27 protein-coding genes and 1 pseudogene are annotated in these 24,818 nt (G+C 65.5%); 9 read left to right on the forward strand and 19 right to left on the reverse strand.

Translation table 11 applies throughout. The annotated features are described in order from the left end of the window. Positions 1 to 269 precede the first annotated feature (269 nt). Complete coding sequence (locus tag AC1DN0_RS27685) at positions 270 to 1,223, reverse strand: TetR/AcrR family transcriptional regulator (protein WP_441630275.1); 954 nt, start codon at positions 1,221 to 1,223, stop codon at positions 270 to 272. 322 nt (positions 1,224 to 1,545) lie between these two features. Here AC1DN0_RS27685 and AC1DN0_RS27690 point away from each other — a divergent pair, with 322 nt between their 5' ends. Continuing rightward, the gene (locus AC1DN0_RS27690; RefSeq protein ID WP_441630269.1) at positions 1,546 to 2,475 is read left to right on the forward strand and encodes a LysR family transcriptional regulator; all 930 of its coding nucleotides are present in this window, start codon (positions 1,546 to 1,548) and stop codon (positions 2,473 to 2,475) included. A 36-nt stretch (positions 2,476 to 2,511) separates the two neighbouring features. Here the strand turns inward: AC1DN0_RS27690 and AC1DN0_RS27695 are convergent, their stop codons facing one another. Further along, positions 2,512 to 3,138 carry a LysE family translocator gene (locus tag AC1DN0_RS27695; protein ID WP_441630267.1) on the reverse strand — a complete coding sequence of 209 codons (627 nt, stop codon included), beginning with the start codon at positions 3,136 to 3,138 and terminating at the stop codon, positions 2,512 to 2,514. Positions 3,139 to 3,372: 234 nt separating this feature from the next. Here AC1DN0_RS27695 and AC1DN0_RS27700 point away from each other — a divergent pair, with 234 nt between their 5' ends. Next, positions 3,373 to 4,341: a Bug family tripartite tricarboxylate transporter substrate binding protein gene (locus AC1DN0_RS27700; RefSeq protein WP_441630265.1), complete on the forward strand. Its 969-nt coding sequence runs from the start codon at positions 3,373 to 3,375 to the stop codon at positions 4,339 to 4,341. Between the two features lie 122 nt (positions 4,342 to 4,463). Further along, positions 4,464 to 5,435 (forward strand): M14 family metallopeptidase, encoded by a 972-nt coding sequence (locus tag AC1DN0_RS27705; RefSeq protein WP_477146158.1) that lies wholly within the window; start codon positions 4,464 to 4,466, stop codon positions 5,433 to 5,435. A 30-nt stretch (positions 5,436 to 5,465) separates the two neighbouring features. Here the strand turns inward: AC1DN0_RS27705 and AC1DN0_RS27710 are convergent, their stop codons facing one another. From AC1DN0_RS27710 to AC1DN0_RS27730, 5 genes are all read right to left on the reverse strand, one after another. Further along, complete coding sequence (locus AC1DN0_RS27710) at positions 5,466 to 5,993, reverse strand: Sbal_3080 family lipoprotein (RefSeq protein WP_441630261.1); 528 nt, start codon at positions 5,991 to 5,993, stop codon at positions 5,466 to 5,468. 316 nt (positions 5,994 to 6,309) lie between these two features. Beyond that, positions 6,310 to 6,543: a hypothetical protein gene (locus tag AC1DN0_RS27715; protein ID WP_441630259.1), complete on the reverse strand. Its 234-nt coding sequence runs from the start codon at positions 6,541 to 6,543 to the stop codon at positions 6,310 to 6,312. Positions 6,544 to 6,775: 232 nt separating this feature from the next. Beyond that, positions 6,776 to 6,979: a hypothetical protein gene (locus AC1DN0_RS27720; RefSeq protein ID WP_441630257.1), complete on the reverse strand. Its 204-nt coding sequence runs from the start codon at positions 6,977 to 6,979 to the stop codon at positions 6,776 to 6,778. A 54-nt stretch (positions 6,980 to 7,033) separates the two neighbouring features. Continuing rightward, positions 7,034 to 7,654 carry an OB-fold putative lipoprotein gene (locus AC1DN0_RS27725; RefSeq protein WP_276290530.1) on the reverse strand — a complete coding sequence of 207 codons (621 nt, stop codon included), beginning with the start codon at positions 7,652 to 7,654 and terminating at the stop codon, positions 7,034 to 7,036. A gap of 274 nt (positions 7,655 to 7,928) precedes the next feature. Beyond that, positions 7,929 to 8,336 (reverse strand): hypothetical protein, encoded by a 408-nt coding sequence (locus AC1DN0_RS27730; RefSeq protein WP_035863698.1) that lies wholly within the window; start codon positions 8,334 to 8,336, stop codon positions 7,929 to 7,931. Positions 8,337 to 8,562: 226 nt separating this feature from the next. Between AC1DN0_RS27730 and AC1DN0_RS27735 the strand changes: the two genes are divergently transcribed. After that, complete coding sequence (locus tag AC1DN0_RS27735; RefSeq protein ID WP_441630255.1) at positions 8,563 to 9,240, forward strand: methyltransferase family protein; 678 nt, start codon at positions 8,563 to 8,565, stop codon at positions 9,238 to 9,240. A 46-nt stretch (positions 9,241 to 9,286) separates the two neighbouring features. Here AC1DN0_RS27735 and AC1DN0_RS27740 read toward each other — a convergent pair whose 3' ends face one another. Then, positions 9,287 to 9,739, reverse strand: a complete 453-nt coding sequence (locus tag AC1DN0_RS27740; RefSeq protein WP_276290527.1) for a PA2169 family four-helix-bundle protein — start codon at positions 9,737 to 9,739, stop codon at positions 9,287 to 9,289. A gap of 580 nt (positions 9,740 to 10,319) precedes the next feature. On the opposite strand from AC1DN0_RS27740, the gene AC1DN0_RS27745 reads away from it, so the two are divergent. Continuing rightward, positions 10,320 to 10,892, forward strand: a complete 573-nt coding sequence (locus AC1DN0_RS27745) for a phosphatase PAP2 family protein (RefSeq protein ID WP_477104476.1) — start codon at positions 10,320 to 10,322, stop codon at positions 10,890 to 10,892. 96 nt (positions 10,893 to 10,988) lie between these two features. On the opposite strand, the gene AC1DN0_RS27750 is transcribed toward AC1DN0_RS27745, so the two are convergent. The 4 genes and pseudogenes from AC1DN0_RS27750 to AC1DN0_RS27765 form a co-directional block, all read right to left on the reverse strand. Continuing rightward, a complete protein-coding gene (locus AC1DN0_RS27750) occupies positions 10,989 to 12,311 on the reverse strand; it encodes an SGNH/GDSL hydrolase family protein (protein ID WP_441630250.1) in 1,323 nt (440 codons plus the stop codon). A 207-nt stretch (positions 12,312 to 12,518) separates the two neighbouring features. Beyond that, positions 12,519 to 12,704, reverse strand: a pseudogene (locus tag AC1DN0_RS27755) (tRNA uridine-5-carboxymethylaminomethyl(34) synthesis GTPase MnmE); the annotation flags it as partial. Positions 12,705 to 13,882: 1,178 nt separating this feature from the next. Next, positions 13,883 to 15,346: a tRNA uridine-5-carboxymethylaminomethyl(34) synthesis GTPase MnmE gene (mnmE, locus tag AC1DN0_RS27760; RefSeq protein ID WP_477104477.1), complete on the reverse strand. Its 1,464-nt coding sequence runs from the start codon at positions 15,344 to 15,346 to the stop codon at positions 13,883 to 13,885. Beyond that, positions 15,343 to 16,218, reverse strand: a complete 876-nt coding sequence (locus tag AC1DN0_RS27765) for a CHAD domain-containing protein (protein ID WP_441630246.1) — start codon at positions 16,216 to 16,218, stop codon at positions 15,343 to 15,345. Before AC1DN0_RS27765 ends, mnmE begins: the two co-directional genes overlap by 4 nt. 185 nt (positions 16,219 to 16,403) lie before the next feature. Between AC1DN0_RS27765 and AC1DN0_RS27770 the strand changes: the two genes are divergently transcribed. Further along, positions 16,404 to 16,841, forward strand: a complete 438-nt coding sequence (locus tag AC1DN0_RS27770; protein WP_441630244.1) for a PaaI family thioesterase — start codon at positions 16,404 to 16,406, stop codon at positions 16,839 to 16,841. A gap of 38 nt (positions 16,842 to 16,879) precedes the next feature. Further along, positions 16,880 to 17,266 (forward strand): VOC family protein, encoded by a 387-nt coding sequence (locus AC1DN0_RS27775; RefSeq protein ID WP_441630242.1) that lies wholly within the window; start codon positions 16,880 to 16,882, stop codon positions 17,264 to 17,266. A gap of 51 nt (positions 17,267 to 17,317) precedes the next feature. On the opposite strand, the gene AC1DN0_RS27780 is transcribed toward AC1DN0_RS27775, so the two are convergent. After that, positions 17,318 to 18,271 (reverse strand): LysR family transcriptional regulator, encoded by a 954-nt coding sequence (locus AC1DN0_RS27780; RefSeq protein ID WP_441630240.1) that lies wholly within the window; start codon positions 18,269 to 18,271, stop codon positions 17,318 to 17,320. Positions 18,272 to 18,483: 212 nt separating this feature from the next. On the opposite strand from AC1DN0_RS27780, the gene AC1DN0_RS27785 reads away from it, so the two are divergent. Together AC1DN0_RS27785 and AC1DN0_RS27790 are read left to right on the forward strand one after the other, a co-directional pair. Then, positions 18,484 to 19,647 (forward strand): M20 aminoacylase family protein, encoded by a 1,164-nt coding sequence (locus tag AC1DN0_RS27785; RefSeq protein WP_441630273.1) that lies wholly within the window; start codon positions 18,484 to 18,486, stop codon positions 19,645 to 19,647. A gap of 64 nt (positions 19,648 to 19,711) precedes the next feature. Further along, positions 19,712 to 21,031, forward strand: a complete 1,320-nt coding sequence (locus AC1DN0_RS27790; RefSeq protein ID WP_441630238.1) for an MFS transporter — start codon at positions 19,712 to 19,714, stop codon at positions 21,029 to 21,031. A 63-nt stretch (positions 21,032 to 21,094) separates the two neighbouring features. Here the strand turns inward: AC1DN0_RS27790 and AC1DN0_RS27795 are convergent, their stop codons facing one another. The 6 genes from AC1DN0_RS27795 to rpmH all read right to left on the reverse strand — a co-directional run bounded on the left by AC1DN0_RS27795 (position 21,095) and on the right by rpmH (position 24,592). Then, positions 21,095 to 21,430: a type II toxin-antitoxin system RelE/ParE family toxin gene (locus tag AC1DN0_RS27795; RefSeq protein WP_441630236.1), complete on the reverse strand. Its 336-nt coding sequence runs from the start codon at positions 21,428 to 21,430 to the stop codon at positions 21,095 to 21,097. Beyond that, positions 21,427 to 21,663 (reverse strand): type II toxin-antitoxin system ParD family antitoxin, encoded by a 237-nt coding sequence (locus AC1DN0_RS27800; RefSeq protein ID WP_441630234.1) that lies wholly within the window; start codon positions 21,661 to 21,663, stop codon positions 21,427 to 21,429. Before AC1DN0_RS27800 ends, AC1DN0_RS27795 begins: the two co-directional genes overlap by 4 nt. 220 nt (positions 21,664 to 21,883) lie before the next feature. Further along, positions 21,884 to 23,554, reverse strand: coding sequence for a membrane protein insertase YidC (yidC, locus tag AC1DN0_RS27805; protein WP_441630232.1), 1,671 nt, complete (start codon positions 23,552 to 23,554; stop codon positions 21,884 to 21,886). A 22-nt stretch (positions 23,555 to 23,576) separates the two neighbouring features. Next, positions 23,577 to 23,864, reverse strand: coding sequence for a membrane protein insertion efficiency factor YidD (gene yidD, locus AC1DN0_RS27810; RefSeq protein ID WP_441630230.1), 288 nt, complete (start codon positions 23,862 to 23,864; stop codon positions 23,577 to 23,579). A gap of 13 nt (positions 23,865 to 23,877) precedes the next feature. Beyond that, entirely contained in the window at positions 23,878 to 24,339 is a 462-nt protein-coding gene (rnpA, locus tag AC1DN0_RS27815; RefSeq protein WP_081862109.1) for a ribonuclease P protein component, read from the reverse strand. Between the two features lie 118 nt (positions 24,340 to 24,457). After that, complete coding sequence (gene rpmH, locus AC1DN0_RS27820) at positions 24,458 to 24,592, reverse strand: 50S ribosomal protein L34 (protein WP_017229861.1); 135 nt, start codon at positions 24,590 to 24,592, stop codon at positions 24,458 to 24,460. Positions 24,593 to 24,818: the final 226 nt, after the last annotated feature.

Consider the following 24,818-nt stretch of genomic DNA (forward strand, 5'->3'; position numbering starts at 1 on the left):
CCGGGGGCCAAACTCACATCGCCTTAAGGCGATGCTCAAACATGGCCCCCTCTTTTCCGCTCTTTTTGCCTGCCGACGAGGACGCCCCATACGGCCTGGTGCACCTTGACGGCTCGCTTCGCATCGCGCTGGGGTGTGGCCCGCCCTTGAGGGCGCTCCACACGGCTACGCCGAATCGTGGTTCTGGCGATATCGCTTTTTTCTGCAGCTCTTCGCTTACTCGATCCTTCGATCTTCGGACTTTGACGGGGCCGCAGTTGTATGCCGCGCTAGGTCCTGGAGCGCATGCGCATCCAGTCGTCGAGCGGATTGCTGGGAAAGATGATGGGCTGCTCGCGTGCGCCGGGCACCGTCAGGCTGGCGATGGCGGCGCGCGCGGCGCCTTCGCTGCGTGTCGTGCGGCGTGGCTTGCGCGGGGCGGTGGGCAAGGTGTCGGCGCGTTGCGCCTGTTGTGCCTGTCTTGCCTGCTCTGCCGCCAGGGCATTCGACGCGATTTGCCCGGCGCGTTCTTCGGCGTGCTGGGTCTCGCCGATCAGGAACACGTCCTGGAGCGCGGACAGTTGCTGGCCGGCCGGCACGGGGGCCTTCAGCGCGGCCACCACCAGCGCGCTCAATTGGGCGAGCACGTGCGCGTCGCTCTGGTCCTGGCCCTGCGCGAACGCCGGCAGCAGGTCGCCGGGCGCATCGCCGGCCAGCACGCCTGCCAGTGCCTTGAGCGCGAAGTTCAGGCGCCAGCCGAGTTCACGCCGCGGGATCTGGGGCAGCGCGCGGGCGAAGGCGTCGGAGAAGCGGCCGAGGACCGGCGCGTAGTGGCCGAGCAGGTAGGACTGGATAAAGGGAGAGGTATCCGAATACACGCGCCCCAGCAGCCGCAGGAACGACGGGCCGCCCACCTCGGGCTCGCGCGCCATCTGCAGCGCGGGCACGAACAGTGCGCCCATCACGTGTTCGCATCGCAGCTGCTCGCCCGGCCAGCGTGTCTCGCAGGCGTCGAGCAGCGCCAGGCGGCGTGCATTGAGCGGATCGAGCCGGCGGCCCAGCACCGCCTGCATCATGATGTCTTTGCTGCGGAAGTGGTAGTTGACCGCGGCCAGGTTGACGATGGCGCGCGATGTCACTTGCCGTAGCGAGGTGGCCTCGTAGCCCACCTCGATAAACAGGCGCTCGGTGGCGTCAAGAATGCGCGCCTTGGTGTCTCCTGCCGTGCCTTTTACGGTCTTCATATTGGGCGTGTCTCGTATTGTCATGCGGTGGATCCCCGGCGAAACTCCACGCACCGCGACAGCTTCCTGCTCTGACGGCAAACGGATGCTTGAAACGGCTGTACGGAGCCTAGCGAGCGCGGCGAGTGTTTCACAAGTGCAATATTGGAGTGTTGCCTCTAATCTTCCCGGGATCCGCCTGAGGATCCGCTTGCCGCGCGTGCGTGATCCGGGCCCCGCGCGCGGGGGTGCCAGGCGCGTACAGCTACAATATTCGCAGCGCCGCGTATGCGATGGCGCCTCTCTCCCTACCACTTCTGCACGCGCGTTGGCGCGAGTCCTTATGCATATCCGCTGGCTCGAGGATTTTGTGTGCCTGGCCCAGGCCGGCAGCCTCGCGCGCGCGGCGGAGCTGCGCAACGTCACCCCGCCCGCGTTCGGGCGCCGCATGCAGGCGCTGGAAGTCTGGGCGGGCGCGCCGCTGATCGACCGCAGTGTGTTCCCCGTGCGCCTCACCGACGAGGGACGGCAATTCCTGGAAGCCGCTCAGAGCGCGCTGCGCACGCTGGACGAGACGCGGCTGTCGCTGCGCGCGGCGCATCGCGCCGATGCCAGCACGGTGGTGATTGCCACCGGCAAGACGCTGGCGCGCTCGATGCTGCCGGCGTGGCTGGCCGGCCTGCGCCATGCGTTGCGCAACGACAAGGTGGCGGCGAATTTCCGCACCCGGCTTTCCACCTTTCCCACGCACGACGCGCTGGCGATGTTCACCGAAGGCGATGCCGATTTCCTGCTCTGCTACAACTCGCCCGAGCAGCCGGTGACGCTGGACAACGCGCGCTACCAGTACCACCTGGTGGGCGAGGAACGCCTGGTCTGCGTGAGCGCCGCGGCGGACGGCGGCGGGCCGCAGTACAAGCTGCTCGCACGTGGCCAGCGCGCGCCGGTGCCGATGATCGCCTACGCCGAGACGCTGACGCTGGGGCGCATGGTCAACGGCGAGATCGCGCGGCGCGGGCTGGCCAGCCGGCTCGATGTGATCGCCGTCAGCGATTTCGCCGAGTCGGTGCATGAAATGGTGCGCCAGCGCATGGGCCTGGCGTGGCTGCCGGCGCGGCTGGTCGCCGACGATCTCCACGCCGGGCGGCTGGTGCGCGCCGGACTGGAAGTGGGCGGCGAGACCGACCTGGCGATGCAGATCCTGCTCTATCGCCCGCGCTCGCCCATGCGGGCGCTGGCGGAGGCGTTCTGGCGCGCGGCGGTGGTGGCCTAGGCGTCCGGCTTCCTCCGGTTGGCCCGCATCAATCCGTCAATGCATCAGCGCGGCCAGCGTCATGGCTACAAGGATCGCCGCCATCGAGACATTGATCAGGCGCGAACTCACCGGATCATGGAGGAAGCGGGACAGCGAAACGCCGGCCAGCAGCCAGCACAAGTGGATGACGGCAATCATCGCGCTCAGCACCGCGATCTTGACGATGGCGTCCAGGCCCTGGTGCCCGGCGATGACGGTGGTGCCCGCCAGCACGGCGCCAATCGCCAGGTAGGCCTTGGGGTTGGCGATGGCCAGCAGGAAGCCGCCGGCGAACGCGGGAGCCGTCAGCGCCCTCCTCTGGTCTCCGAGCGGTGGCGCGGTGGCAATCCTGAACGCCAGGTAGAGGATGTAGGCGGCAGACAGGACGCCGAGCACGCGCGCGCCGTGCGGCACCGACGCGACTAGCGCCACCACGCCCGTCGAAGCCATCAGCAGCACCGCGATGGTGCCGGCGATCAGCCCGCAGGCATAGCCGAGCGAGCGCCGCACGCCATGGGCGGCACCGACGGCCGTGACGCTGATCGTCGAGGGCCCCGGGCTCCCCATGACGACCACCGACGCCAGGATCAGCGCCGCGAGCGGACGCCAGATCCCCGGCATGGAAGCAAGCAGGTTTTCCATCGCGTCTCCGTCAGGCTGGTTCGTTGAACACGACTTTATGGCGGGGCAACGGATGCCGTCTTGAACGATTGTGCGTGGGATGGCGCCGCGATTTTGTCCGCCTCGCATGTCGCATCGGCCACTTGCCAAAACGGCAAGCGCCATTGCCAAAGCCGCATGTTGCTGCAGGCGCGCGCTCTCTAATATCGCCGGATATCTGCATACCTGCATATCCAAAAAGGGGAGAGACCTGCCATGAACAAACTGCTGCGTGCGGCTGCTGCCGCATCCTTCTGTGTGCTTGCCGGCGGCGCCGGCGCCTCGGGCTGGCCCGCCAAGCCGATCTCGCTGGTGGTGGGCTACACCGCCGGCGGCAGCGTCGACCTGGTGGCGCGCACGATCGCGCCGGAGCTGGGCAAGCGCTTGGGCCAGAGCGTGGTCATCGAGAACCTGGGCGGCGCCGGCGGCACCATCGGCGCCTCCAAGGTGGTCAAGGCCGATGCCGACGGCTACACGCTGCTGATGGGGTCGGGCAGCGAGGTCTCGATCGCGCGCCTGACCAATCCCGCCGTGCGCTACGACGGCGAGCGCGACCTGGCGCCGATCACCTTTGTCGGCACCCAGCCGATGGTGCTGGTGGGCAAGTCCGCGCTGCCGGCCAAGAACGCCGACGAGCTGATCGCGCTGGCCAAGGCGCAGCCGGGCAAGCTGGCCTATGCGTCGTCCGGCGTGGGCACGCCGCTGAACCTGGCCGGCGAACTGATCAAGCAGCAGGGCAAGGTCAATATCACCCATGTGCCCTACAAGGGGGCTTCCGCCATGTCGACCGACCTCCTCGGCGGCCAGATCGACCTCGCCGTGATGGTGCTGTCGTCGGCCCTGCCCCATATCCAGGCCGGCCGGGTCAAGGCCTACGGCGTGACCGAAGGGCACCGCGCCCAGGTGGCGCCCAATGTCCCCGCGCTGTCCGAAAGCAGCGCGCTCAAGGGCGTGGACATGGGCGTGTGGTTCGGCCTGATGGCGCCGGCCAATACCCCGCGCGCCGTGGTCGACCGCGTGAACACCGAGATGCAGGCCGTGCTGGCCATGCCCGAAGTGAAGAAGAAGCTGGCAGAAGCCGGCGTGGAAGTCGCGCCGGGCGGCCCGGCCCAGTTCGGCACCTTTATCAAGCGCGAAACGGTGAAGTACAAGAGCATCGTCCAGACCGCCGGCATCCACGAATAAGCGGCGGCAGGCGTACCATTTGTTTGTCGCAAGCGGCGGCGCCGCCACGGTGCCGCCTGTTTTTCTTTGCTGCTCCCGGCCGATCCCACTGGCAACCCAGGCAACCTAGCCGACCCACAGACATGACGACCACTGCCCCCAGCTTCGACGCTTACCCGGTTGAAGTCGAATTCCCCGATATCCGCCCCTATGCCGCCGGCAACTGCGGCGTGCCCTACGTCCACACCTTCGATAGTGGCGTGCCCGGCCCGCACGTGATGGTCAACGCGCTGACCCACGGCAACGAAGTGTGCGGCGCCATCACCGTCAAGGCACTGCTGGATCTCGGCGTGCGTCCGCGCCGCGGCCGCCTGACGCTGGCCTTCGCCAACGTCGACGCGTACCACACCTTCGATGCGGCCCGCCCGGATGYGTCGCGCTACGTGGACCAGGACTTCAACCGCGTGTGGACGGCGGCCGTGCTGGACGACACCACCCGCGATTCATCCGAGCTGCGCCGCGCGCGTGCCATGCGCCCGGTCATCGATACCGTGGACCTGCTGCTGGATCTGCACTCCATGCACGAGAAGAGCCTGCCGCTGATCGTCTCCGGCCCGCTCGACAAGGGCATCGCCCTCGCGCGCGCCGTGGGTGCGCCGGCCAACGTGATCGTGGATGAAGGCCACCCCGAAGGCCGCCGCATGCGTGACTACGAAGGCTTTGGCGACCCGGCCAGCGCCAGGAACGCGCTGCTGATCGAGTGCGGCCAGCATTGGGAAGCCACCGCCGTGGGCGTGGCCAAGGACAGCACCGCGCGCTTCCTGCTCAACGCCGGCGTGATCGATGCCGACGACGTGCCCGCCGGCTGGCTGTGGCTCTTGCACCCGCAGCGGGTGGTACGCGTGACGGAGCCGGTGGTGGCCAGCAGCATGGATTTCCGCTTCGCCGGCGCGTACACCGGGCTGGAAACCTTTGCCGAGGCTGGCACCGTGATCGGCTGGCGCGATGGCGAGCCGGTGGTCACGCCGTACCCGGATTGCGTACTGGTCATGCCTTCGTTGCGGCAACTGCGCCCCGGCGTCACCGTGGTGCGGCTGGGCCAGGTGATCGGCTGACTGGCCGCCGGTCCGCGCACGGGCGGGTGTTCAGGCTGGCGTAGCCGGTGAAGGCGGCGCGGCGGGCGCGCCTGCCGTGCCGGTGGTGGACTGCTTGGGCCGCATGCCGGGCAGCAACTGATCGACCAGTTCCTCGATCTTTGCCTCGGGCACCACCAGGTTGCTCAGGTTCAGGCCGCCGGCGCTGCGCAGCGCGTCGTAGTTCGCCTTGCCGGCGCGGTCGCCGCCGATGTAGACGACGATCTCGGCTGAACTGAGGAAATCGCGCCAGTACGACTGCCGTTGCGCGACAAAAGTCGCGGTATAGGGGCACGAGGCAATCGATGCGCCGGGTGACAAGACCTTGAACTCGAAGCCGCGCGCCTGGATGGAATCGCGCAGCGCGTCCATGTAGGCGTTGCCGACCGGGTTGCTGATCACGCAGAACAGCGTACCGTCGGCCGGCTGCGCTGCGGCGATGCGGTCGCCGCGGTCGACCGGGACGACGGACTGGTAGGTGGCGCAGCCGGTGGCCAGCAAGCCCAGGCTGGCGGTGGCGGCTAGCAATGCTTTCTTCATGATGCTCCTGGTTCGCTGCTGCAAGGGTGCCCAGCGCACCCCGGCGCCGGCGGACCTGCCCGGCGGCTGCCGTGGCGGCGCGCCTGGCGGGATGAACCGTGTTGTCGGCAGGCGCGAGCGCCAACTTTAGGCCATCGTGGCGGCGGCAATCGGTGGAACAGAGCGGGGAAAAGGGTCCGGCGGTGGCGTCCGGCTGCATGCGCGAGGTGCCGGACGCAAAAAACGGCCAGCCGTAGCGGCTGGCCAGGAAGGGTACTTCCCTTGGAGACTGGCGGTTCGACCCGGTGCCAGCTTGTCCGGGCGCCGTCAGGCAGCCTCAGGCAACAAACGCCTGGCGGCAGCGCAGCGCCATCACCTGCGCCTCGAAGGCACGGGCAGCGCGCTGCGCGAACTGGTCGCGGCGGCGCTGGCGGGGTTGGGAATCCGACCGGCCGGTGGCAACGGGCTCCAGCCCGGCGACCTCCCACGCGCGGCGTGTCACGGCGAGGATGTTGGCGAGTGCCTGGGCTTGCGGCGCGGTGCTACTGCCCCGGAGGAGACTTTCCATCATGATATTCGGCGCCGCCGGCACTGAAGCGAGCTTCAGGCTCCGGCGCAGGCGTTTGTTCGTATCGTGATGGAAAGATATACAGCGCCAGGGCTCCGCATTATCGACGGCGCGCCGATCCTGCTGTGGGATGCGTCCTACAAGGCCCCGGAGGGGCGTCGGCCGCACTGTTTGCGGCGGTTGTCATTCCAGACGGTGTCGGGTTTTGACTCGCTCGGCGCCTTCGTCCGGCGCTTCAGGTCTTTGCCGGGCCGCCGCTCGCCATCGTCCCCACCACCATCAGGCAGATGGCCGCAAGGAAGACACCCACCAGCAGGATCTGCAAGCGTCCCACCGGACGGCCCTTGAGGAAGGCGTTGCTGATAAAGGGCGGGGACACCAGGCCCACCACGGTGACGATCAGGATGGTCAGGGCGAGTACGGAAAGCAGGGTTTGCATGCGAAGTATCGATCCGGAGGCTTGCGGCAAAAAGGGATAAGTCAGTGCTCGCGCTCAGTTTGCGCCGCCGCGCACAAGGCAGCCTTCGAGCACGGGCGAGCCATCCACCTGGCCGGCGCCGGTGCACTCCACGGCCACTTTCTGTCCGCGCCGCACCATGGTGCCGCGCGCTTCCACCTCGCAGGTGCGCCCGGCGGGGCCGCAGATCTGTATCGGCAAGAGCTTGGCGCGTACCACAAGGGCGGGGCTGTTGGAGCGGATATCGAGGAATACCGAGTCGTTCGCCTCGCGCCGCACGCCGCTGGCCACGCCTTCCACGATGAAATACTTGCCGCGGTAGCGGTCGTCGGCCGCGCCAGCGTCTTCCTGGTAGTCATCGACCAGCGTGTCCGCCTGGTATTGCGGCAGGATGTCGGTGGTGCGCTTCGGGTCGATGCTGATCGGGTCCAGCGTACCGTTCTTGGGCACGCCGCGCGCGCCGCTGTTGGGTTCGGACGCGGGGGAGGCCTGGGCCACCGGCTCTGCGGCCGGCTCCACCTGTTGTTCTTCATGATTGCCGGTGAGCCACAACATGGCAAGCACGGCCAACGCAACAATGGCGATAAGGATTTGCTGGGTACGGTTCAAAACGGGGTTTCCTGCGATAAAAATAGGCCGTCGCGCTGCCAGGCGCATGTTTGTGCATCGACATTCCGGCGCTGCGCGGCCACTTGGCCGGGGTACCCGCCAACCCGCCTGTGGCAACGCTTTGCGCCGTCAATCCAGGCGTCGCGGCGGGGGCGCCGGAAAAGTTGCCCACAGCTTTGCCCACAGGGTTGTTCGGTCTTCTCCACAGACTTGTCCACAGCCTGAGGGGGGGCCGCGCCGGGTTGCCGGAGGGCATGCGCTTCCAACCCGCGATGTGACTCAATAATGGCTTCCGCGGGACTCGCGGGTTTGGCGTAAGGGATCAGTGCAAGTGGCGCAGCCCGGCTTCGCCGTCGTCCTCGTCTTCCCAGTCCTCATGCTCGACCGGGACGTCGGGTGCCATGTCGAACACCATCGAGTGGTGCTGCACGGTAAACCAGTCGCGAAACTGCTGCAGCGTCAGCGTTTCGGGCCACAGGCTTTCGTCGAACCACTCGCCCAGCATGAATTCGAAGAAGGCGCGCCAGCGCTGTTCCACCCACAACAGCGCTTCCGGTGAAGTCGCGACATCATCCGGGACCAGGAACACACTCTGGTCCTCGCGCACATGCTCAAGGGTGAGGGTGGCCACCGGATCGGTATCCACGGCCATGATCCACTCGAAGAAGGGCTGCTGCGGCACCAGGATGACGAGCGAGCGATTGAGGGTAAAGCGCGGATGATCGGACATGGCAGGGGCTCGTTCGCTGAAACGGCCCATTGTAGCGGTTGGCCGCGCCGGCATGCGATTCATTGGAGGGGCAATCGGCCCAGCCCGCTCCGGCCCCGGGCGAGCGCGCCGGCTGGCGCCGCCGGCCTGCCAGTTGCGTGCTAACGTGAAGACATGACAGGCACGCGGTGGCCGGTTCGATTGCCTGCGCCGTTGCCTGATTTGCCTGATACACGAAGAGGCCAACATGGGATTCAAGGTCGGGTTCACGCTCGCCGTGGAGGCGCTGTTCTTTGCGGTCTTGTTGTTTGGCGCGGCGGGAACGCTGGCCTGGCCCGCCGGCTGGGTGTATCTCATCCTGTTCTTTGGTGGCGGCGCCTGGGCAACGCAGCGTCTGGCGCGGTACGATCCCGCGCTGCTCGCCGAGCGCATGAAAATGCCTTTTCAACCAGGTCAGCCGCTATGGGACAAGCTGCTGCTGCCGGTGGTGGGCGTTGCCTGGTGTGCCTGGCTGGTACTGATGGGCCTGGACGCGGTGCGCTACCGCTGGTCCGCGATGCCGCTCTGGCTGCAGTGCGCGGGCGCCGTGCTGCTGGTGCTGTCGTTTCCCGCGATCGACCGCGTGTTTCACGCAAACACCTTCCTCGCCGCCGTCGTCCGGATCCAGTCCGAGCGCGGGCATCGCGTGGTTTCAACCGGCCCCTACGCCGTGGTTCGCCATCCGCTCTATGCCGTCATGCTGGTTTTCCTGCCGGCCAACGCCTTGCTGCTTGGCTCCTGGTATGGCATGGCGGGATCGCTGGTGCTCGTCGGCGGCATCGTCTTTCGCACGGCAATGGAAGACCGCGAACTACTGCGCGGCCTTGCCGGCTACGCAGCGTACGCGGCCAGGGTGCGGTACCGGCTGATCCCGTTCGTCTGGTGAGCGGCCGGCGCCCGCCGCCGTTCGGCGAGATCCGGGGATCGGTGAATCAGTGAATCTGCATCCCCCGCATGGCATGGATGCGGTCGTGATGCCACTGGATACCCTCGTACTGGCGTTGCACCACCGCACGGATCTCGGGCGGCATGTCCTTCATCAGCGCCGACTGGTATTCCCGCTTGGCGGCTTCCTCGTCGCGTTCGCATAGCTGCAGCACCGCATCGTCGTTGTGCGGCGCGATGACATGCAGCACCTCCATCCAGCCGCGATGCAGCGTGCCCCCCATGCTGCCGCGATCACGCGGCTCGGCGCCCAGCGCGGTCACCAGCGCCTGCAACTCCATCACCGAGGCGCGGCAGGATTCCGCCGTGCCGGTCAGGATGGCGCGTATCTCGGGGTTATGCACTTCGCGGGCCCCGGTCGTGCAGCTGAGCTCGCCGTCCTTGCCGACCTCGATCAGGTGGTTCAGGGTGGAGACGAGAGGTACTTGCGCGTTGTTCATGACATTCTCCTTGCCTGGGTCCGGGCCGATCATGAAGCCGTGCGCACATCTGCACCTGCGCGGGACGCATCGCCCCGGCGCCTGTCCAGAAGCCAGGCCCCCGATTCCTGCCTTTGCCGCGCGGCATGCTTGCCATGGCTTGCGGGCCGGCTGCCGTGCTGGCCGGCCCGCAGCCGCGGGTAGCGCGGACAGCGCCACCGACATGTTTAGTATAGAAGTTGGGGAGTGCAGGACAACGGCGCTTCGCGCACCGTACAGGACGTGCAAAAACGCAACGCGAAATGTGCCAGACTATGCCCTTGTTCAAGCGGAGGGTTCCGAGTCGCCTGGCTTCGTTTTAGTGTGCGATCTTGTGCGTCAGCAAAAAAAGCGTGACTTGCGCCAATCGGGGTCTCTCCTATGCTTGCCAAGCCCCGGAACAGGTGATTAACGATTGCTATTTCGTGCATGTGGCGAGGACGCGATGAACGCATTTGATAGCAGTATCATTCACTTCCTGCATCAGTTCGCTTTCCGATCGGTTTTTATCGACCGCGCGGCGTTGGCCATGACCCAGTTCTATATGCTCCGCGGCTTGCCGATGATCGCGCTGCTGTGGTGGGTCTGGTTCCGCGATGGCCCGGACAAGCTGCGCGACCAGGAAATCGTTGTGACCACGATTGTCGCCGGTCTTTGCGTGCTGGTCCTGGGCCGGTTCCTGGCGCACTGGGTGCCTTTCCGCATCCGTCCCTTTGCGAACCCTGAACTGGGGTTGCGCTTTCTCGTGTCCTCGGAAGACCGGATCCGAACCTGGAGCGCCTTCCCGAGCGATCATGCGATGCTGTGGTGCGCCGTGGCGACCGGCGTGCTGGTCGCGTCCTGGCGCATCGGCATCTTTGCGCTGGCGTATGCCATCCTGTTTATCTGCATGTCACGTGTCTATGTCGGGCTGCATCATCCGACGGACGTGCTGGGCGGGGCAGCGCTGGGCGTGGCAATGTGCCTGTTGCTGAATCTTACGCGGTGCCGCCACTTTATAGCGGCCCCGGTCCTGCAGTTTTCCCGCCGCCACCAAAGTTCCTTCCATGTGGGCATGTTCCTGCTGAGCTTTGGACTGGTGACCCATTTTGACGAGTTGCTCATGCTGGGCTCCTCGTTGCTGAAATTCATCTGACTGAAGTACACCTGACCCAGCGACGCCATGCGGCGGGAGGAAAGCCAACGCTGCGTTGCGCGGCTATCCGCTTCCTTCCCGCCGCGGGCAGTGACGTCAGAATGTGTTCAACACCTGTTTCACCGCGGCCGCGACCTTGCCTGCCAGGTAGACATGGCCAGCGGCCGAGGGATGGGCGCCATCGTCGGAGACGTACACGTCGCCATTTCCGTCGCCCTTCGGATGGGCAACATTGCCTGTCCCGGTTTGCCACTGTTCCGCCACGTTATCGATGAAATAGAAGTTGGCGCGCGTGCCGACCGCCGCCTTGATGGCATCCCGCTGCTCAGTGCGGGGAAAGCCCGGCGACCAAGGGCCGATGACAAAGACGATGGTGTTCGGCAGGTTCTTTGCTACAGCGTCGAACACGGCGGTGGCTTCCGCTTGCAGCTCTGCCTTGGAAGAACCCGTGTCATTGATGCCGCCGGCGACGACGAGAACATGCGGATTGAAAGGAAAGACGTCGGTTGCCAACCGGTCGCGGAACTTGAGTTTGGGGGAAGGCGCGGCCAGATAGCCTGTGGCCCCGACCCCGGACTGATACATGTCCTTCCACCCAGCCAGGTATCCGAGCTGGGCCGCGTAGTTGTCAAAGCTATACCCGACTGCGGCCATGCCTTCCGTAAATGAGTCGCCGAGCACCACGGCCCGCACCCTGGGTTCCGCGGGCGGCGCGGAAATGGCGTCGCCAGGTGCAAGGCGCACGCCCCCGAAGCGCATGTTCGGCGTCTCGATGCGGATCCGCCTTGACTTCCTGCTGCCCTGGAAATCGACCCGGGTCAGGTACAGGTTTCCATCGTCCGGATAGGCGACTGGCGTGGTGGAGGCGTACTCCCCGTCTACCAGGAACCGATGGGCGGAGGCATCGACATTACCCTTCACCAGAATCTCGAACGTCGGCGCATCGGTGACGAATTCGATGTAATAGACGTTGGAATCCAGTCCCAGCCCCCCGTAGTTCACCGCGGTATTCTTGACCAGATCCGCGTCCGGATAGAGGAGACCGGCTTGCACGACAGCGCCGATGTAGCGTAGCGCGGCAGTGTTACCGGGGAGTACCAGCGTGCTGCCGGCGATGTTCGACGGCATATTCGCCGTTCCCGGCGTAATGATCGGCGGCGAAGCCATTGTCTTCGGTGCCGCACCGCTTGCTGCGGCCGCCTTGAGCAGCGCCTTGGTGGTTTGTAGTTCCGTCTGCGGCGTCGACGGTGTAGTCACCGGCGTGGCTACGGGTGTCGGCGGGGTTGTGCTGCTTCCCCCTGTGCCTGAGCTATTGGTTGCAACCGCGGTGCCACTGTCACCGCCACCGCCACCGCCACCGCATCCGGAGACCAGTCCAACAATCAGAAACATTGAAAACGCAGCCAGCTTTGAGATCATCCCTTGCTCCCTGTTTCATCGCATGTCTCCCCGTTTTTTTGGATAGTTGCATGAGAAGAAGGGGCTGGTCTTTCCCCCAGAGAGCTTAGTGCCGGGCCATCTTCATCCGACAACAGGATGAGACTTTATGACGAGTGGTTGCGTGTAGACGGATATTGACAGATGTTGATGGACGTCCGGGGTGGACTGTTTGCCTGCGGCACACCGTTACTTGCCAATACAAAACCGCGTAAAAATCGTCCCCAGCAAGTCATCGCTGCTGAATTCGCCGGTGATGCTGTTCAGATGGTCCTGCGCCAGCCGAAGCTCTTCAGCAAACAGGTCCAGCGCCTGCGCCTCTTGCGCCGCGCGCTCCTCGGCCAGGTCTAAATGCGATTGCGCATTGCGCATTGCGCAGCGCGGTCAGGTGCCGCTCGCCCACTGTCGGCGTCAGGTCGATACAGACGATTCCATACATAAAAGCAGAAAATTCCCAACGTTAATGAGTGTGACTCTCATTTCTAATGGGGATGTTGGGCTATTCGACGATGAGCGCTCGCCCCAACAGGTCCGCCYCAATTATTCAATGCTACGGAGCACTGTTTAGTCTCGTTGACTATTTGGGAGATTTCCTTGGAAAAAATAAAGAAAGTAATCGGGTCCGTGATTTATTTCCTATTTGAGATTTGTGTGGGAATGATAGCCGGGTATCTTCCCGCGATCATAATAGGCCTTGCCTTGTATTTCCTTGGAATGGGAGCAAAGGATTGGATAGAGGGAATGTTATCGGGGGGGGCATGAGCCGGCGGTTTTGGAGAGATAGATTGAAGCGTTTCTTGGACATGTGGGAAACCCGAGGGCAGGAGCAAGAGAATGCCAATTTGAAAGGGAAGTTCTTAGCCGTATTGCCAATTTCAGCCAATACTCTGCCGAGTGATGATTTCTTTACCTCTACTCCCACTCGGCAGACTGTTAGAGCGCTCGACCAGTTGACCATCCAGATGCGTCCCTAAGTATCCCCGTTTGAAGAACTAGCGGCCCAGGTAGACTTCCGCAATCTGCATCCGTCCGTGGCCAAACTCAAGGTTGATTGTCCGCCGCGCTTGCGCAAATCGGATTGTGACTGGATGGTGGATTGCGTGGCGGAGGAGCTTTGCGATTCGGTGTTCGAGGAGGGCTTGGCTAAACATGATGAGACTCCATAGGGCGCTGGCGGGATCGCCAGATGGGCGTCATGTCATCCGAAGCAAGAGTGTGCGTCGCCTAACAAGCCGATTCACCGAGGTACCCGACTCAATCGAAAAATTCGGCGCGAAAAGGCTGTATTTCGGCGGTAGACTCAAGCGCATCTGGTACATATGCGTTGTTACGCTTGGCTCCGATTGCGCGTCGTACATCGGTCCATCGGAAAAATTATCCACAAGCACGCATCTTGGCCGAGTAGCTGTTCCGTAGTTGTCCACAGCGCGGCATTGGGACATGGCACTAAAACTATGTCCAAATTTATGTCCAAGCATCCAAGGCACCCTCAAAGAAGGCTTTAGAAGCATATCGGTAGATGGATTTTTCTTGCTTCTGTATTGGAACTCAAGTTACTTGCCAATACAAAACCGCGTAAAAATCGTCCCCAGCAAGTCATCGCTGCTGAACTCGCCGGTGATGCTGTTCAGATGGTCCTGCGCCAGCCGAAGCTCTTCAGCAAACAGGTCCAGCGCCTGCGCCTCTTGCGCCGCGCGCTCCTCGGCCAGGTCTAAATGCGATTGCGCATTGCGCAGCGCGGTCAGGTGCCGCTCGCGGGCGAGGAAAGCCCCTTCGTTGCCCGATTGCCATCCCACCAGCCGCAGCAACTGGTTGCGCAGCAGGTCGATGCCGGCGCCGGTACGCGCCGAGATCCATACCTCGGCCGGGTTCGGGCCGATGGCCGCCACTACGTGCGGGCGGTCGGCGCCGAAGTGGCGCTCGCCCACCGTCGGCGCCAGGTCGATCTTGTTGACCACGCGCAGGATCGGCGAGCCCGGCGGCAGGTGGCCGGAGAGGCGGTCGTCGATGGCGTCGTCGATTTCGGACAAGCCGTGTTCCACGTAATCGGCCGCATCCACCAGGTGCAGCACCAGGTCGGCGCGGCCTACCGCTTCCCAGGTGCGTTCGATGCCGATGCGCTCGACCTCGTCGCTGGCGTCTTCGCGCAGGCCGGCGGTGTCGATGATATGCAGCGGGATGCCTTCGATCTGGATGGTCTCGCGCACGCGGTCGCGCGTGGTGCCGGGAATCGGCGTGACGATGGCCAGCTCCGCGCCGGCCAGCGCGTTGAGCAGCGACGACTTGCCCACATTGGGCTGCCCCGCCAGCACTACCGACAAGCCCTCGCGTAGCAGCGATCCCTGCCTGGCCTGCGCCAGCACACCGCTCAGCGCTTCGCGGATATTGGTCAGCTGGCCGCGCGCGTTGGAGGCTTCGAGGAAATCGATCTCTTCTTCGGGGAAATCCAGCGTGGCCTCTACCAGCATGCGCAAGTGGATCACCTGCTCCACCAGCGCGTGGATGGCCTGCGAGAACACGCCCTCCATGGAGCGCGCGGCCGAGCGCGCGGCGGCTTCGGTGCTGGCTTCGATCAGGTCGGCCACGGCTTCCGCCTGGGCCAGGTCGAGCTTGTCGTTGAGAAAGGCGCGGCGCGTGAACTCGCCGGGCTCGGCCAGGCGCAGGCCAATCCCGCGGCCCGCATCCAGGCAGCGCGCCAGCAGCATCTGCATCACCACCGGGCCGCCGTGGCCCTGCAGCTCCAGCACCTCTTCGCCGGTGTAGGAGTGCGGCGCCGGGAAGTACAGCGCCAGGCCGTGGTCGATCGCCTTGCCGTGGGCATCGAGGAACGGCAGGTAGGTGGCATGGCGCGGTTTGAGCGCCTGGCCGCACACGGCCAGCGCGATCGCGCTCACATCGGGGCCGGACACGCGCACCACGCCGATGCCGCCGCGTCCGGGCGCGGTTGCGATGGCGGCTATGGGAGTGGCGTTGGCGGCGGAAGCGGTACGAGGCTGGGAGGAGGTGATGGCGGTCATGGCGATATTGTCGCAGATCGATCCTGCGCGGGTGCCGCACCCGGCGCACTTGCCGCTTGCGCAGTGTCGGCTGCGCCGGGCGCTTCCGCGACGGGCGCGTACAGGCACTCCACCATCAGCCGGCGCGCCACGGCGCCGTCGAGCAAGCTGCCCAGCCTGCCCTGCCGCTTCACCAGCTTGCGGTGCAGGCGCCGGGCATAGCGTTCGGCCAGTACCGGCTTCATGGCTTCGATGACATAGCGCAGCCGCTTGCCGGCAAGCCGGAAGCGGTGCACGCGTGCCAGCTCCTCCGAGCGGGCGGCGCGCATCAGCGCCCTCACCCGCTTGCGCCCGCGGCGTATCCGCCGGCGCGCGAAGTCCGCCAGGTGATCCCGCGCGGCGGCGCCCGCGCCACGCGGGCCGGCGCGGTTCAGGTGTGTGAGATCGCGGTGCAGCACGGGTAGCGGCCAGTGCTGGTATTCGGCGAGCTGTGCCACCATCGTCGCGCGTGCGTAGTGGCGGCGCGTGAGGGCGGTGTCGTGCAGCGCCGCCAGCACCGGATCCTCCGGCTGCCTGTCCAGCGCGGGCCGCAAGGTCTCGGCGATGAACACGTCCCAGTCGCGCACATCGTTCGCAGCCTGCGCCAGCTGGCGCAGGCAATCGTTCCAGCGCGCGCGGACAGGCCTGGGCAGGGCGGGCCCGAATGCCCAGCAGATGGCGCGAAGCTGCCGCGTCGCCACCCGCAGTGCATGGACGTCGTCGGGATGGTCGCGCCGGTGCAGCGCATCGAGTTGATCGGCAACGGCAACCAGTCCCGCATCGGCCAGCGCCATGAAAGCATCGATGACGCGCATGCGCGGGTGCAACTGGATGGGAAGGTTGGCGGCACGCATGGCGTATCTACCAGATCTGGCGGAGGCCAGGTTCAGAACATCTCTATCCAGTGTAGGCGATTGTGCCGGTTGCGCCGCACTCCATTGACAGCCTGCCGGCTTCGGGTTGGAATGGGTGTTGGCAAGGCCATCCGGCCACCCTGAGCTTGCCGTACCCGGCCACCGCCCAGTGCGAGGAGAAGCGCATGTCCACCGAACAAGAGCGTCTTTTGCTGCGGGACACCATCGAGGCCGGCTTTCGCCAGGCTGCCTTTGTCACCGACATCGGCATACACCTGGTGGATTGCGGGCCGGGCTGGTGCGAGAGCGAGTTGCTGGTCACGCCGCGCCACCTGCAGCACGGCGGCGTCGTGCATGCCGGCGTGCAGGCGACCATGGCTGACCATACCGCCGGCGCGGCCGCCACCACCATGCTCGACACCGGGCGTCATGTGGTGACGGCCGAGTTCAAGATCAACCTGCTCCGGGCCGCCCGCAGCGAGCGCCTGACCTGCCGCGCGGACGTGCTGAAATCCGGACGCGCCATCATCGTGGTCGAAGCCGATGTCTTCGCCAGCGTGCACGGCGAGGCGGTGCTGGTCAGCCGTTTCAACGCCACCATGAGCGTGCTCGACCTGGCCTGATTCAGAAAACCAACCCAAAACCAGAGAGAAGCGACAAGATGATCGATCACACAGGCGTCGTAGTTAGCGACTTCGCCAGGAGCCGGGCCTTCTACACCGCAGCGCTGGGTTCGCTCGGCTTCATCAAGAATATGGAGTTTCCCGCCAGCGTGACCGGCCATGCGGATGTCGCCGGCTTCGGCCCGCCCGACAAGCCCGAGTTCTGGATCAGCAACGGCACGCCCAACCAACCGCCGCTGCACATCGCCTTTCGCGCGAACACGCGTGCGGAGGTGGATGCCTATTACAAGGCGGCGCTGGCGGCCGGCGGACGCGACAATGGCGCGCCGGGCTTGCGGCCGCACTATCACCCGAACTACTACGGGGCGTTCGTGCTGGATCCGGACGGTCACAATATCGAGGCGGTTTGCCACGCGCCTGAGTGAGCCCGGGTGAGCCTGCATGTGCCTGCATGTGCCTGCGTGATGGGCCGGCGCTCAGAACAACAGCTTGAGCAAATCGAACAACTCGCGATCCGCCGGCGCGGCGGAACGGGCGCGCCGCCGGATCACTGCCAGCAGGCAATCCACGAAGCACTGCGCGGCCGCGCCGCGCATCGCGCTGCGGCGCGCGATGATGCCGAGCTGGCTGGTTTCGAAGCGTTCCGCTACCGGCACCGCCTGCACCCAGCCGCGCAGCGCTTCGGTGACCATCAGCGGGCGCGGGCAATAGGTGATCATGCCCGCATGCCGCACCATTTCCAGCAGCAGCGAGGTCGAATGGGCGCAATGCAGATGGCGCGGCTCGATGTCGGCGCCGTGCTGCCAGAACAGGTTCTGCATCATGGCGGGATAGCTGGCGGGTGTGTAGTTCACCACCCAGTCCTGGTCGAGCAATTGATGCAGCGCGGTCTTGCCGGCGCAGGGATGGCCGCGGCTGGCCACGACGCAGGAGTCATAGGCAAGCAGTAGCTCGCAGTCGAACTCCTGTCCGGACATGGCCGGCGTGAACGGCCCCACGACAAAATCGAGCAGGCCCTCGCGCAAGCGCGGCAACGCCACTGCGGTCAAGCCTTCGAACACCTCAAGCTGCACTCCCGGCATGCGCTCGCGAAAATGCAGCATCGCCTCCGACAGGAAGGTCAGCATGACCCAGGGCGTGACCCCGATCGACAGCCGGCCGCCCACCTCGCCGCGCAGTTCCGCCAGTTCCGCATTGGCGCGCTCGAGCTGGCCGACTACCAGGCGCGCGTGGCCCAGCAGTCTTTGCCCCGTCTCCGTGAAGCCAACGCCACCTGCGGTGCGCAGCAGCAGCGGCAATCGCTGTTCCGCCTCCAGCTCGCGCAACGCCTTGGTCACGGCCGCCTGGGAAAGGGCCAGCAGGCGTGCGGCGGCACGGATGCTGCCGGCGTCGGCAACGGCAACCAGGGCTTGTAGTTGATGCAGTTTCACAGGTGGGGGAATCGGGTGGACCGGCGTGGACTGGAGGCGGGCTGCGCTCTAGCGACAACCAACGGTTGTCAGGATAACAAGATTGCGGCTTCCCGCGACGGGTGGACGCTGCCTATGATCGGTTCCCTGTCCCACGGGGGCGCCGCCAGCATGGCGTCAGCCGCCCGGTACCCACAAGGAGACCTGTCATGCCGCAAGCCCCCGTATCCGCAATGTCCCCGGTTTTGCCCGGCATCCGCGCCATCGAAGCCGAGATGGTCGCGTTGCGTCACCGCATCCACGCGCATCCCGAACTCGGCTTCGAGGAATTCGTCACCAGCGACCTGGTGGCGGAATGCCTGCAGGCCTGGGGCTACGCGGTGCATTGCGGCCTGGGCGGCACCGGCGTGGTCGGCACGCTGCGCCACGGCGAAGGCCGCGCGCTTGGCTTGCGCGCCGACATGGATGCGCTGCCGATCCAGGAAGCCACCGGCCTGCCCTACGCCAGCAAGCTCGACGGCAAGATGCACGCCTGCGGGCACGATGGCCATACCGCCACGCTGCTCGCCGCCGCCAGGTACCTGGCCGAGCACAAGCCCTTCAAAGGCACGCTGCACCTGATCTTCCAGCCCGCCGAGGAAGGCATGGGCGGCGCCCGCGAAATGCTCAACGACGGCCTGTTCGAGCGCTTTCCGTGCGATGCCGTGTTCGCCTTGCACAACATGCCGGGCCATCCGGTCGGCAAGTTCGGCTTCCTGCCCGGCCCCTTCATGGCCTCGTCCGATACCGTCACCATCCGCGTGAACGGACGCGGCGGCCACGGCGCGGTGCCGCACAAGGCCATCGATCCGGTGGTGGTCTGCGCCTCCATGGTGATGGCGCTGCAGAGCGTGGTGGCCCGCAACGTGAACCCGCTCGACATGGCCATCGTCACGGTCGGCGCCATCCAGGCGGGCAAGGCGCCTAACGTGATCCCCGACAGCGCCGAGATGCGCCTGTCCGTGCGTGCCCTCAAGGCCGAGGTGCGCGACCTGCTCCAGACCCGCATCACCGCGCTGGCCCACGCCCAGGCCGAGAGCTTCGGCGCGCGCGCCGAAGTCGATTACGACCGCCGCTACCCGGTGCTGGTCAACCACTCCGCCGAGACGGAACTGGCCCGCGAGGTGGCGCGCGAATGGCTGGGCGAGGAAGGGCTGATCGACAACATGGTCCCGCTCACCGGCAGCGAGGACTTCGCCTTCCTGCTGGAGCAGCGCCCGGGCTGCTACCTGATCATCGGCAACGGCGATGGCGAGGGAGGCTGCATGGTGCACAACCCCGGCTACGACTTCAACGACGCCTGCCTGCCGCTCGGCGCGACCTATTGGGTCAAGCTGGCCGAACGCTTCCTGGCCTGAGCCCCACCGCGCACGGGCATGACCGGGCGGATGCCCGGCAATAACGATTCAAGGAGACCTGACCATGTCCACCACCGCCGCACCGGCGCAGCCGCTTGCCGCCGCGCCCGCATTGCCGGCGCCCACGCGCCGCGCTATCGCCGCCATCACCATCGGCAACGGGCTCGAGTTCTACGATTTCACCGTCTACAGCTTCTTTGCCGTGATGATCGGACGGCTGTATTTTCCGGTGGAAGGCGCGCTTGGGCAGCTGATGCTGTCGCTGGCCACCTTCGGCGTGGGCTTTGTGGCGCGGCCTCTGGGCGGCGTGCTGATCGGGCTGTACGCCGACCGCGTCGGCCGCAAGCCAGCCATGACCCTGACGCTGTGGATGATGGGGCTGGGCTCGGCGCTGTTTGTGGTGGCGCCCACCTATGCGCAGGCGGGCCTGTTCGCGCCGGCGCTGATCGTGCTGGCGCGGCTGGTGCAAGGCTTTGCCATCGGCGGCGAGATGGGCGCGTCCACTGCCCTGTTGATGGAATACGCCGACGACAACTCGCGCGGCTACTTCGGTAGCTGGCAATTGTTCAGCCAGGGCGTGAGCGTGTTGCTGGGCTCGCTGGTTGGCCTGCTGCTGACGAATACGTTGGCGCCCGCAGCGCTGGAAAGCTGGGGCTGGCGCCTGCCCTTCCTGCTTGGCATCCTGGTGATCCCGGTTGGCCTCTACATCCGGCGGCATCTGGACGAGACAGCCGATCCCGCAACCGTGGGCGCCCACGGCACCGCCGGCGAGCGCGCGGGCCTGGCCGAAGTATTCGTCGGCCATGGCCGCGCGGTGATGGCCGGGGTGCTGATCACCATCGGCGGCACCTCCGCCACCTACATCGTGCTGCACTACATGACGAGCTACGCCGTGACCGTGCTGAAGATGCCGCTGTCGCTCGGCATGGGCGCCGGCTGCCTGGCAGCGCTGGTGCAGTTGTCGCTGTCCGCCTGTGCCGGCCGCCTGTCGGACCGCGTGGGGCGCAAGCCGGCCATCCTGTGGTCGCGCCTGGCGATGCTGCTGCTGATCTATCCGGCCTTCCTGCTGATCAATGCGCACCCCACGCTGGAGGTGCTGCTGCTCGCGGTGGCCGTGCTGGCGCTGACGCTGGTCTTCAATGTGGTGCCTTCGGTCGTACTGCTGACGGAGTTGTTTCCCCGCAGGATTCGCGCTACCGGCCTGTCGGTGGTCTACTGCATCGGCGTGCTGGTGTTCGGCGGGTTTGCGCARTTCCTGGCAACGTGGCTGATCGACCTGACCGGCAGCCGCAACGCGCCGGCTTTATATGTGATCGGCTGCGGCATTGTCTCGCTGGTGGGTCTGGCGATGGTGCGGGAAACGGCGGGCAAGCGGCTGGATTGACGAGACGGTCCGACGGTCGCGACGGTCACTTACGTCTTGCGCCTGGCCGTGCCTGCGAAAGCGTCAACGGGGAACCTCGTCGCTGTCACGCAGCCAGGCGGGGATGTCTCGCATGCCGTGCAGGACGCGCCAGACATCGATGTGGTCATCGCGCTCAACGTAGAACACGATGTGCGGGTAGCGCGCCAGAGGCCAGGTGCGTAGGCCCGGAAGATCAAGCTCGTGTACGTAGCGGGGCGAGCCGGCGGCCGGATGCTTGCCAATGTGCACGTAGGCCTGCTCCAGCGCGTCAATGAAGCCAAGTGCTGCCTGCTCAGCGTTTTCATTCAGATAGTAGGTGACCGCTTCCTCGACATCACGCCTGGCAAGCGCCCTTGGGATGACAGGTTTGGCCCTCATTCCCGCGCGTTGCGCACCCGCGCTCGCAGGGCGTCGAAGTAGTCGCTATCGGCCGGCGCCGTCGGCGCCGAATCGGCACCCGCCAATAGCAGGCCGCGAAGGTGCTGGCGATCCTGATCCTTGCGGATCAGCTCGCGCACGTACTCGCTACTGGTGCCGTAGCCGCGCCGGTTGACTTGCTCATCGACAAAGGCCTTGAGCGTTTCGGGCAGGGAAATATTCATGGTGCTCATGGTTTCATGCTAGCGAGTTTGGCAAAATTTGGCAAACCTTCTGCATGGAGCCTTGCTGCCAAGGCAACACCACCTGACAAAGCACCCCTCGGAAAAGCAAAATCCCCCGCAAGCCGATACCTGCGGGGGATTCCAGTCAGGCCGCCATTGATGCTTCGGGCGGCCCCTTTGGTGCACGTGCCGGGCCGGCGGGTTTGCCACCCGCGGCCCGGTTTCAACTTCAGCTCTTAACCGCCACGGCAGCCTTCGCCTTGCTCTTGCCGAGCATCCGGTTGATCTGCCATTGCTGGGCGATCGACAGGACGTTGTTCACAACCCAGTACAGCACCAGGCCGGCCGGGAAGAAGAAGAACATGAACGAGAACACCAGCGGCATGATCATCATGACCTTGGCCTGCACCGGGTCCGGCGGGGTCGGGTTCAGCTTGGTCTGCACGAACATCGATACCGCCATCACCACCGGCAGGATGTAGAACGGATCCGGTACCGACAGGTCATGGATCCAGCCCAGCCACGGCGCGCCGCGCATTTCCACCGACGACAGCAGCACCCAGTACAGCGCGATGAACACCGGGATCTGGATCACGATGGGCAGGCAGCCGCCGAGCGGGTTGACCTTCTCGGTGCGGTACAGCGCCATCATCTCCTGGTTCATCTTCTGCGGATCGCCCTTCAGGCGTTCACGCATCGCGGTCATGCGGGGCTGCAGGTCCTTCATCTTGCCCATGGACTTGTAGCTGGCCGCCGACAGCGGGAAGAACACCAGCTTGATCAGCACCGTCAGCGCGATGATCGACCAGCCCCAGTTGTTCAGGAAGCCGTGCAGCTTTTCCAGCAGCCAGAACAGCGGTTTGGCCAGGATGGTCAGCCAGCCATAGTCCTTCACCAGTTCCAGGCCCGGGGTGATCTTCTCGAGCATGCGCTCTTCCTGCGGGCCGGCGAACAGGCGCGCATCGGTGGTCACCGTGGCACCCGGGGCGATCGCGCCCAGCGGCTGCTGCACGCCCACGCGGAACAGGTTGTTGTCGATCTTCTCGACGTAGAAGCTGTGCTCCTTCCCGGCTTGCGGGATCCAGGCCGAGGCAAAGTAATGCTGCACCATCGCAACCCAGCCGCTCGAACCCGCCGCGGGGACCGAAGCCTTGCCCTTGGCGATGTCGTCGAAGTTGATCTTGTGATACTTGTCCGTATCGGTGTAGATCGCCGGGCCGGTGAAGGTGCTGTAGAACTGCGATTGCTCGACCTTGCTGCCGTCGCGCGTCAGTTCCATGTACAGCGTCGGCGAGACCGGCTTGCCGCTGTCGTTGGTCACGGCAAATTGCGTGTCGACAACGTAGCTGCCCTTATGGAAGGTATAGGTCTTGGCCAGCTTGACCCCGTCCTTCTCCGCCGTCAGCGTCACCGCCACCTTGTCCGAGCCGGCCAGGTCGCGCGGACCGGCCGAAGCGGTGAAGATGGTGGTGTGGTTGGGCAGGTCGCCACCGATCAGGCCGGAACGGGCCATGTAGGTACGGGTCTGGTCGCGCTCGAACAGCACGACGGGCTGGCCGTCCTTCTCATGGTGGTTCAACAGTTCCAGGCGCGTGAGGATGCCGCCGGCGGTGTCGATCTGGGCACGCATCACGTCGGTGCTCACCACGATCTTCTCGCCGCCCGGCTGGGCCGCGGCTGCCGGTGCGGTCACCGGGGCGCCTGCGGCGGTGCCGGCCGTCGCATTGGCCTTGGGCACGTCGCCTTGCGGAGCGGAAGCGCCGCCGGCGGTTGCCGGAGCCTGCTGCGTCGCGCTCGGGAAGAACATCGACTGGTGACCGTTGGCGCGCTGCCAGTTGTCGTAGAGCAGCACGAGGGCCATCGAGAAGATGACCCAGAGTATGGTGCGTTTGATATCCATGTCTCGCTGTGGTCGGAGGAAATCAGGGGCGGGGTAGCCGGATCGTGACTGGCGGGTGGCCAGCCGCGGCGGAAGCCCGGTCTTGCTTGGTTGCCGATGCCGGTGGCACCGGATCATACCCGCCATCCGTGAACGGATGACAGCGGCACAGCCGGCAAGCGGCCATCCAGCTGCCGCGACCGGCGCCGTGGCACAGGATCGCTTCGCGGGCGTAATCGGAACAGGTAGGCAGGAAGCGGCACTGCGAGCCAAAAAACGGGCTCAGGGCGATCTTGTAGATACGCAGCAGGGCAAGCAGGATTCGCTTCATGGCAGCGGGCTGGTCAGGCAGGAGCGCCCGAGGGCGGGACTTCAGTGGGCGCAGCCTCGGCGGACTTCGGCGGCGACACCCCGGAAGGGGCAGCAGGGCGCGGGGCAAGCGGACGGACCGCTACCTCGAACAAGCCGGTCAGCTCCGCCAGGCACGCCCGGCGTATGGCGCTGCGGCTGGCAAATTCCGCACGCGGAAACTTTGCCTGCAGGCGCAGCAACACATCGCGGCCCGCGAGTTGGTCCTGCCGAAGGCGGAACAGTTCCCGCACCATGCGCTTCACCAGGTTGCGCTCGGCGGCACGCGCCGCGAACTTCTTGCCAACGACGACACCTAGGCGGGCTTGCGGCAGGTTGTTCTCGCCCACATACAGCACGAAATGCTGGCTGCGGCGGCGCGGGCGCAAAGCAAAAACGGATGAAAACTCATCCGTCTTTGTGAGCCTCGCGGCTTTAGGGTAGGCAAAAGTAGACACGCTGGGCGAAGCTAGCGAAAAAGCTGTGCTTGGCGGCAGGCTACCGGCCGTCCAAAAGGCGAGGCGGTTGGCCAGGGCGGCGCAAACTGCAGCGCCACCGTGGCCGGTCGCCAGGCCCTTAGACTGCCAGGCGCTTGCGGCCCTTGGCGCGACGCGCGTTGATGACGGAACGGCCGCCGCGGGTCTTCATGCGCACGCGGAAACCATGGGTACGCTTGCGGCGGGTAACGGAAGGTTGGTATGTACGTTTCATGTTGCACTCTCTGGTTGATCTGGGCTCGCCCGGCTTCCGGCGTTAAGCCGGGCGCCGCCGCGTATGGTTCGCATGGGGCTGCCGCGGTTTGCGGTGTTGCCGACTGCTGTGGTGATCTTGCTGCCGGCCGTGTGTCTCGCGCATCGAAGGCACCGACGAATCGGACATCGACACTCGCGAAGCAGGTGTGGGAGGGAATCTCGCCGGACCGGATCTCATCAACCCA

This window comes from Cupriavidus sp. 05N39 (assembly GCF_056397325.1).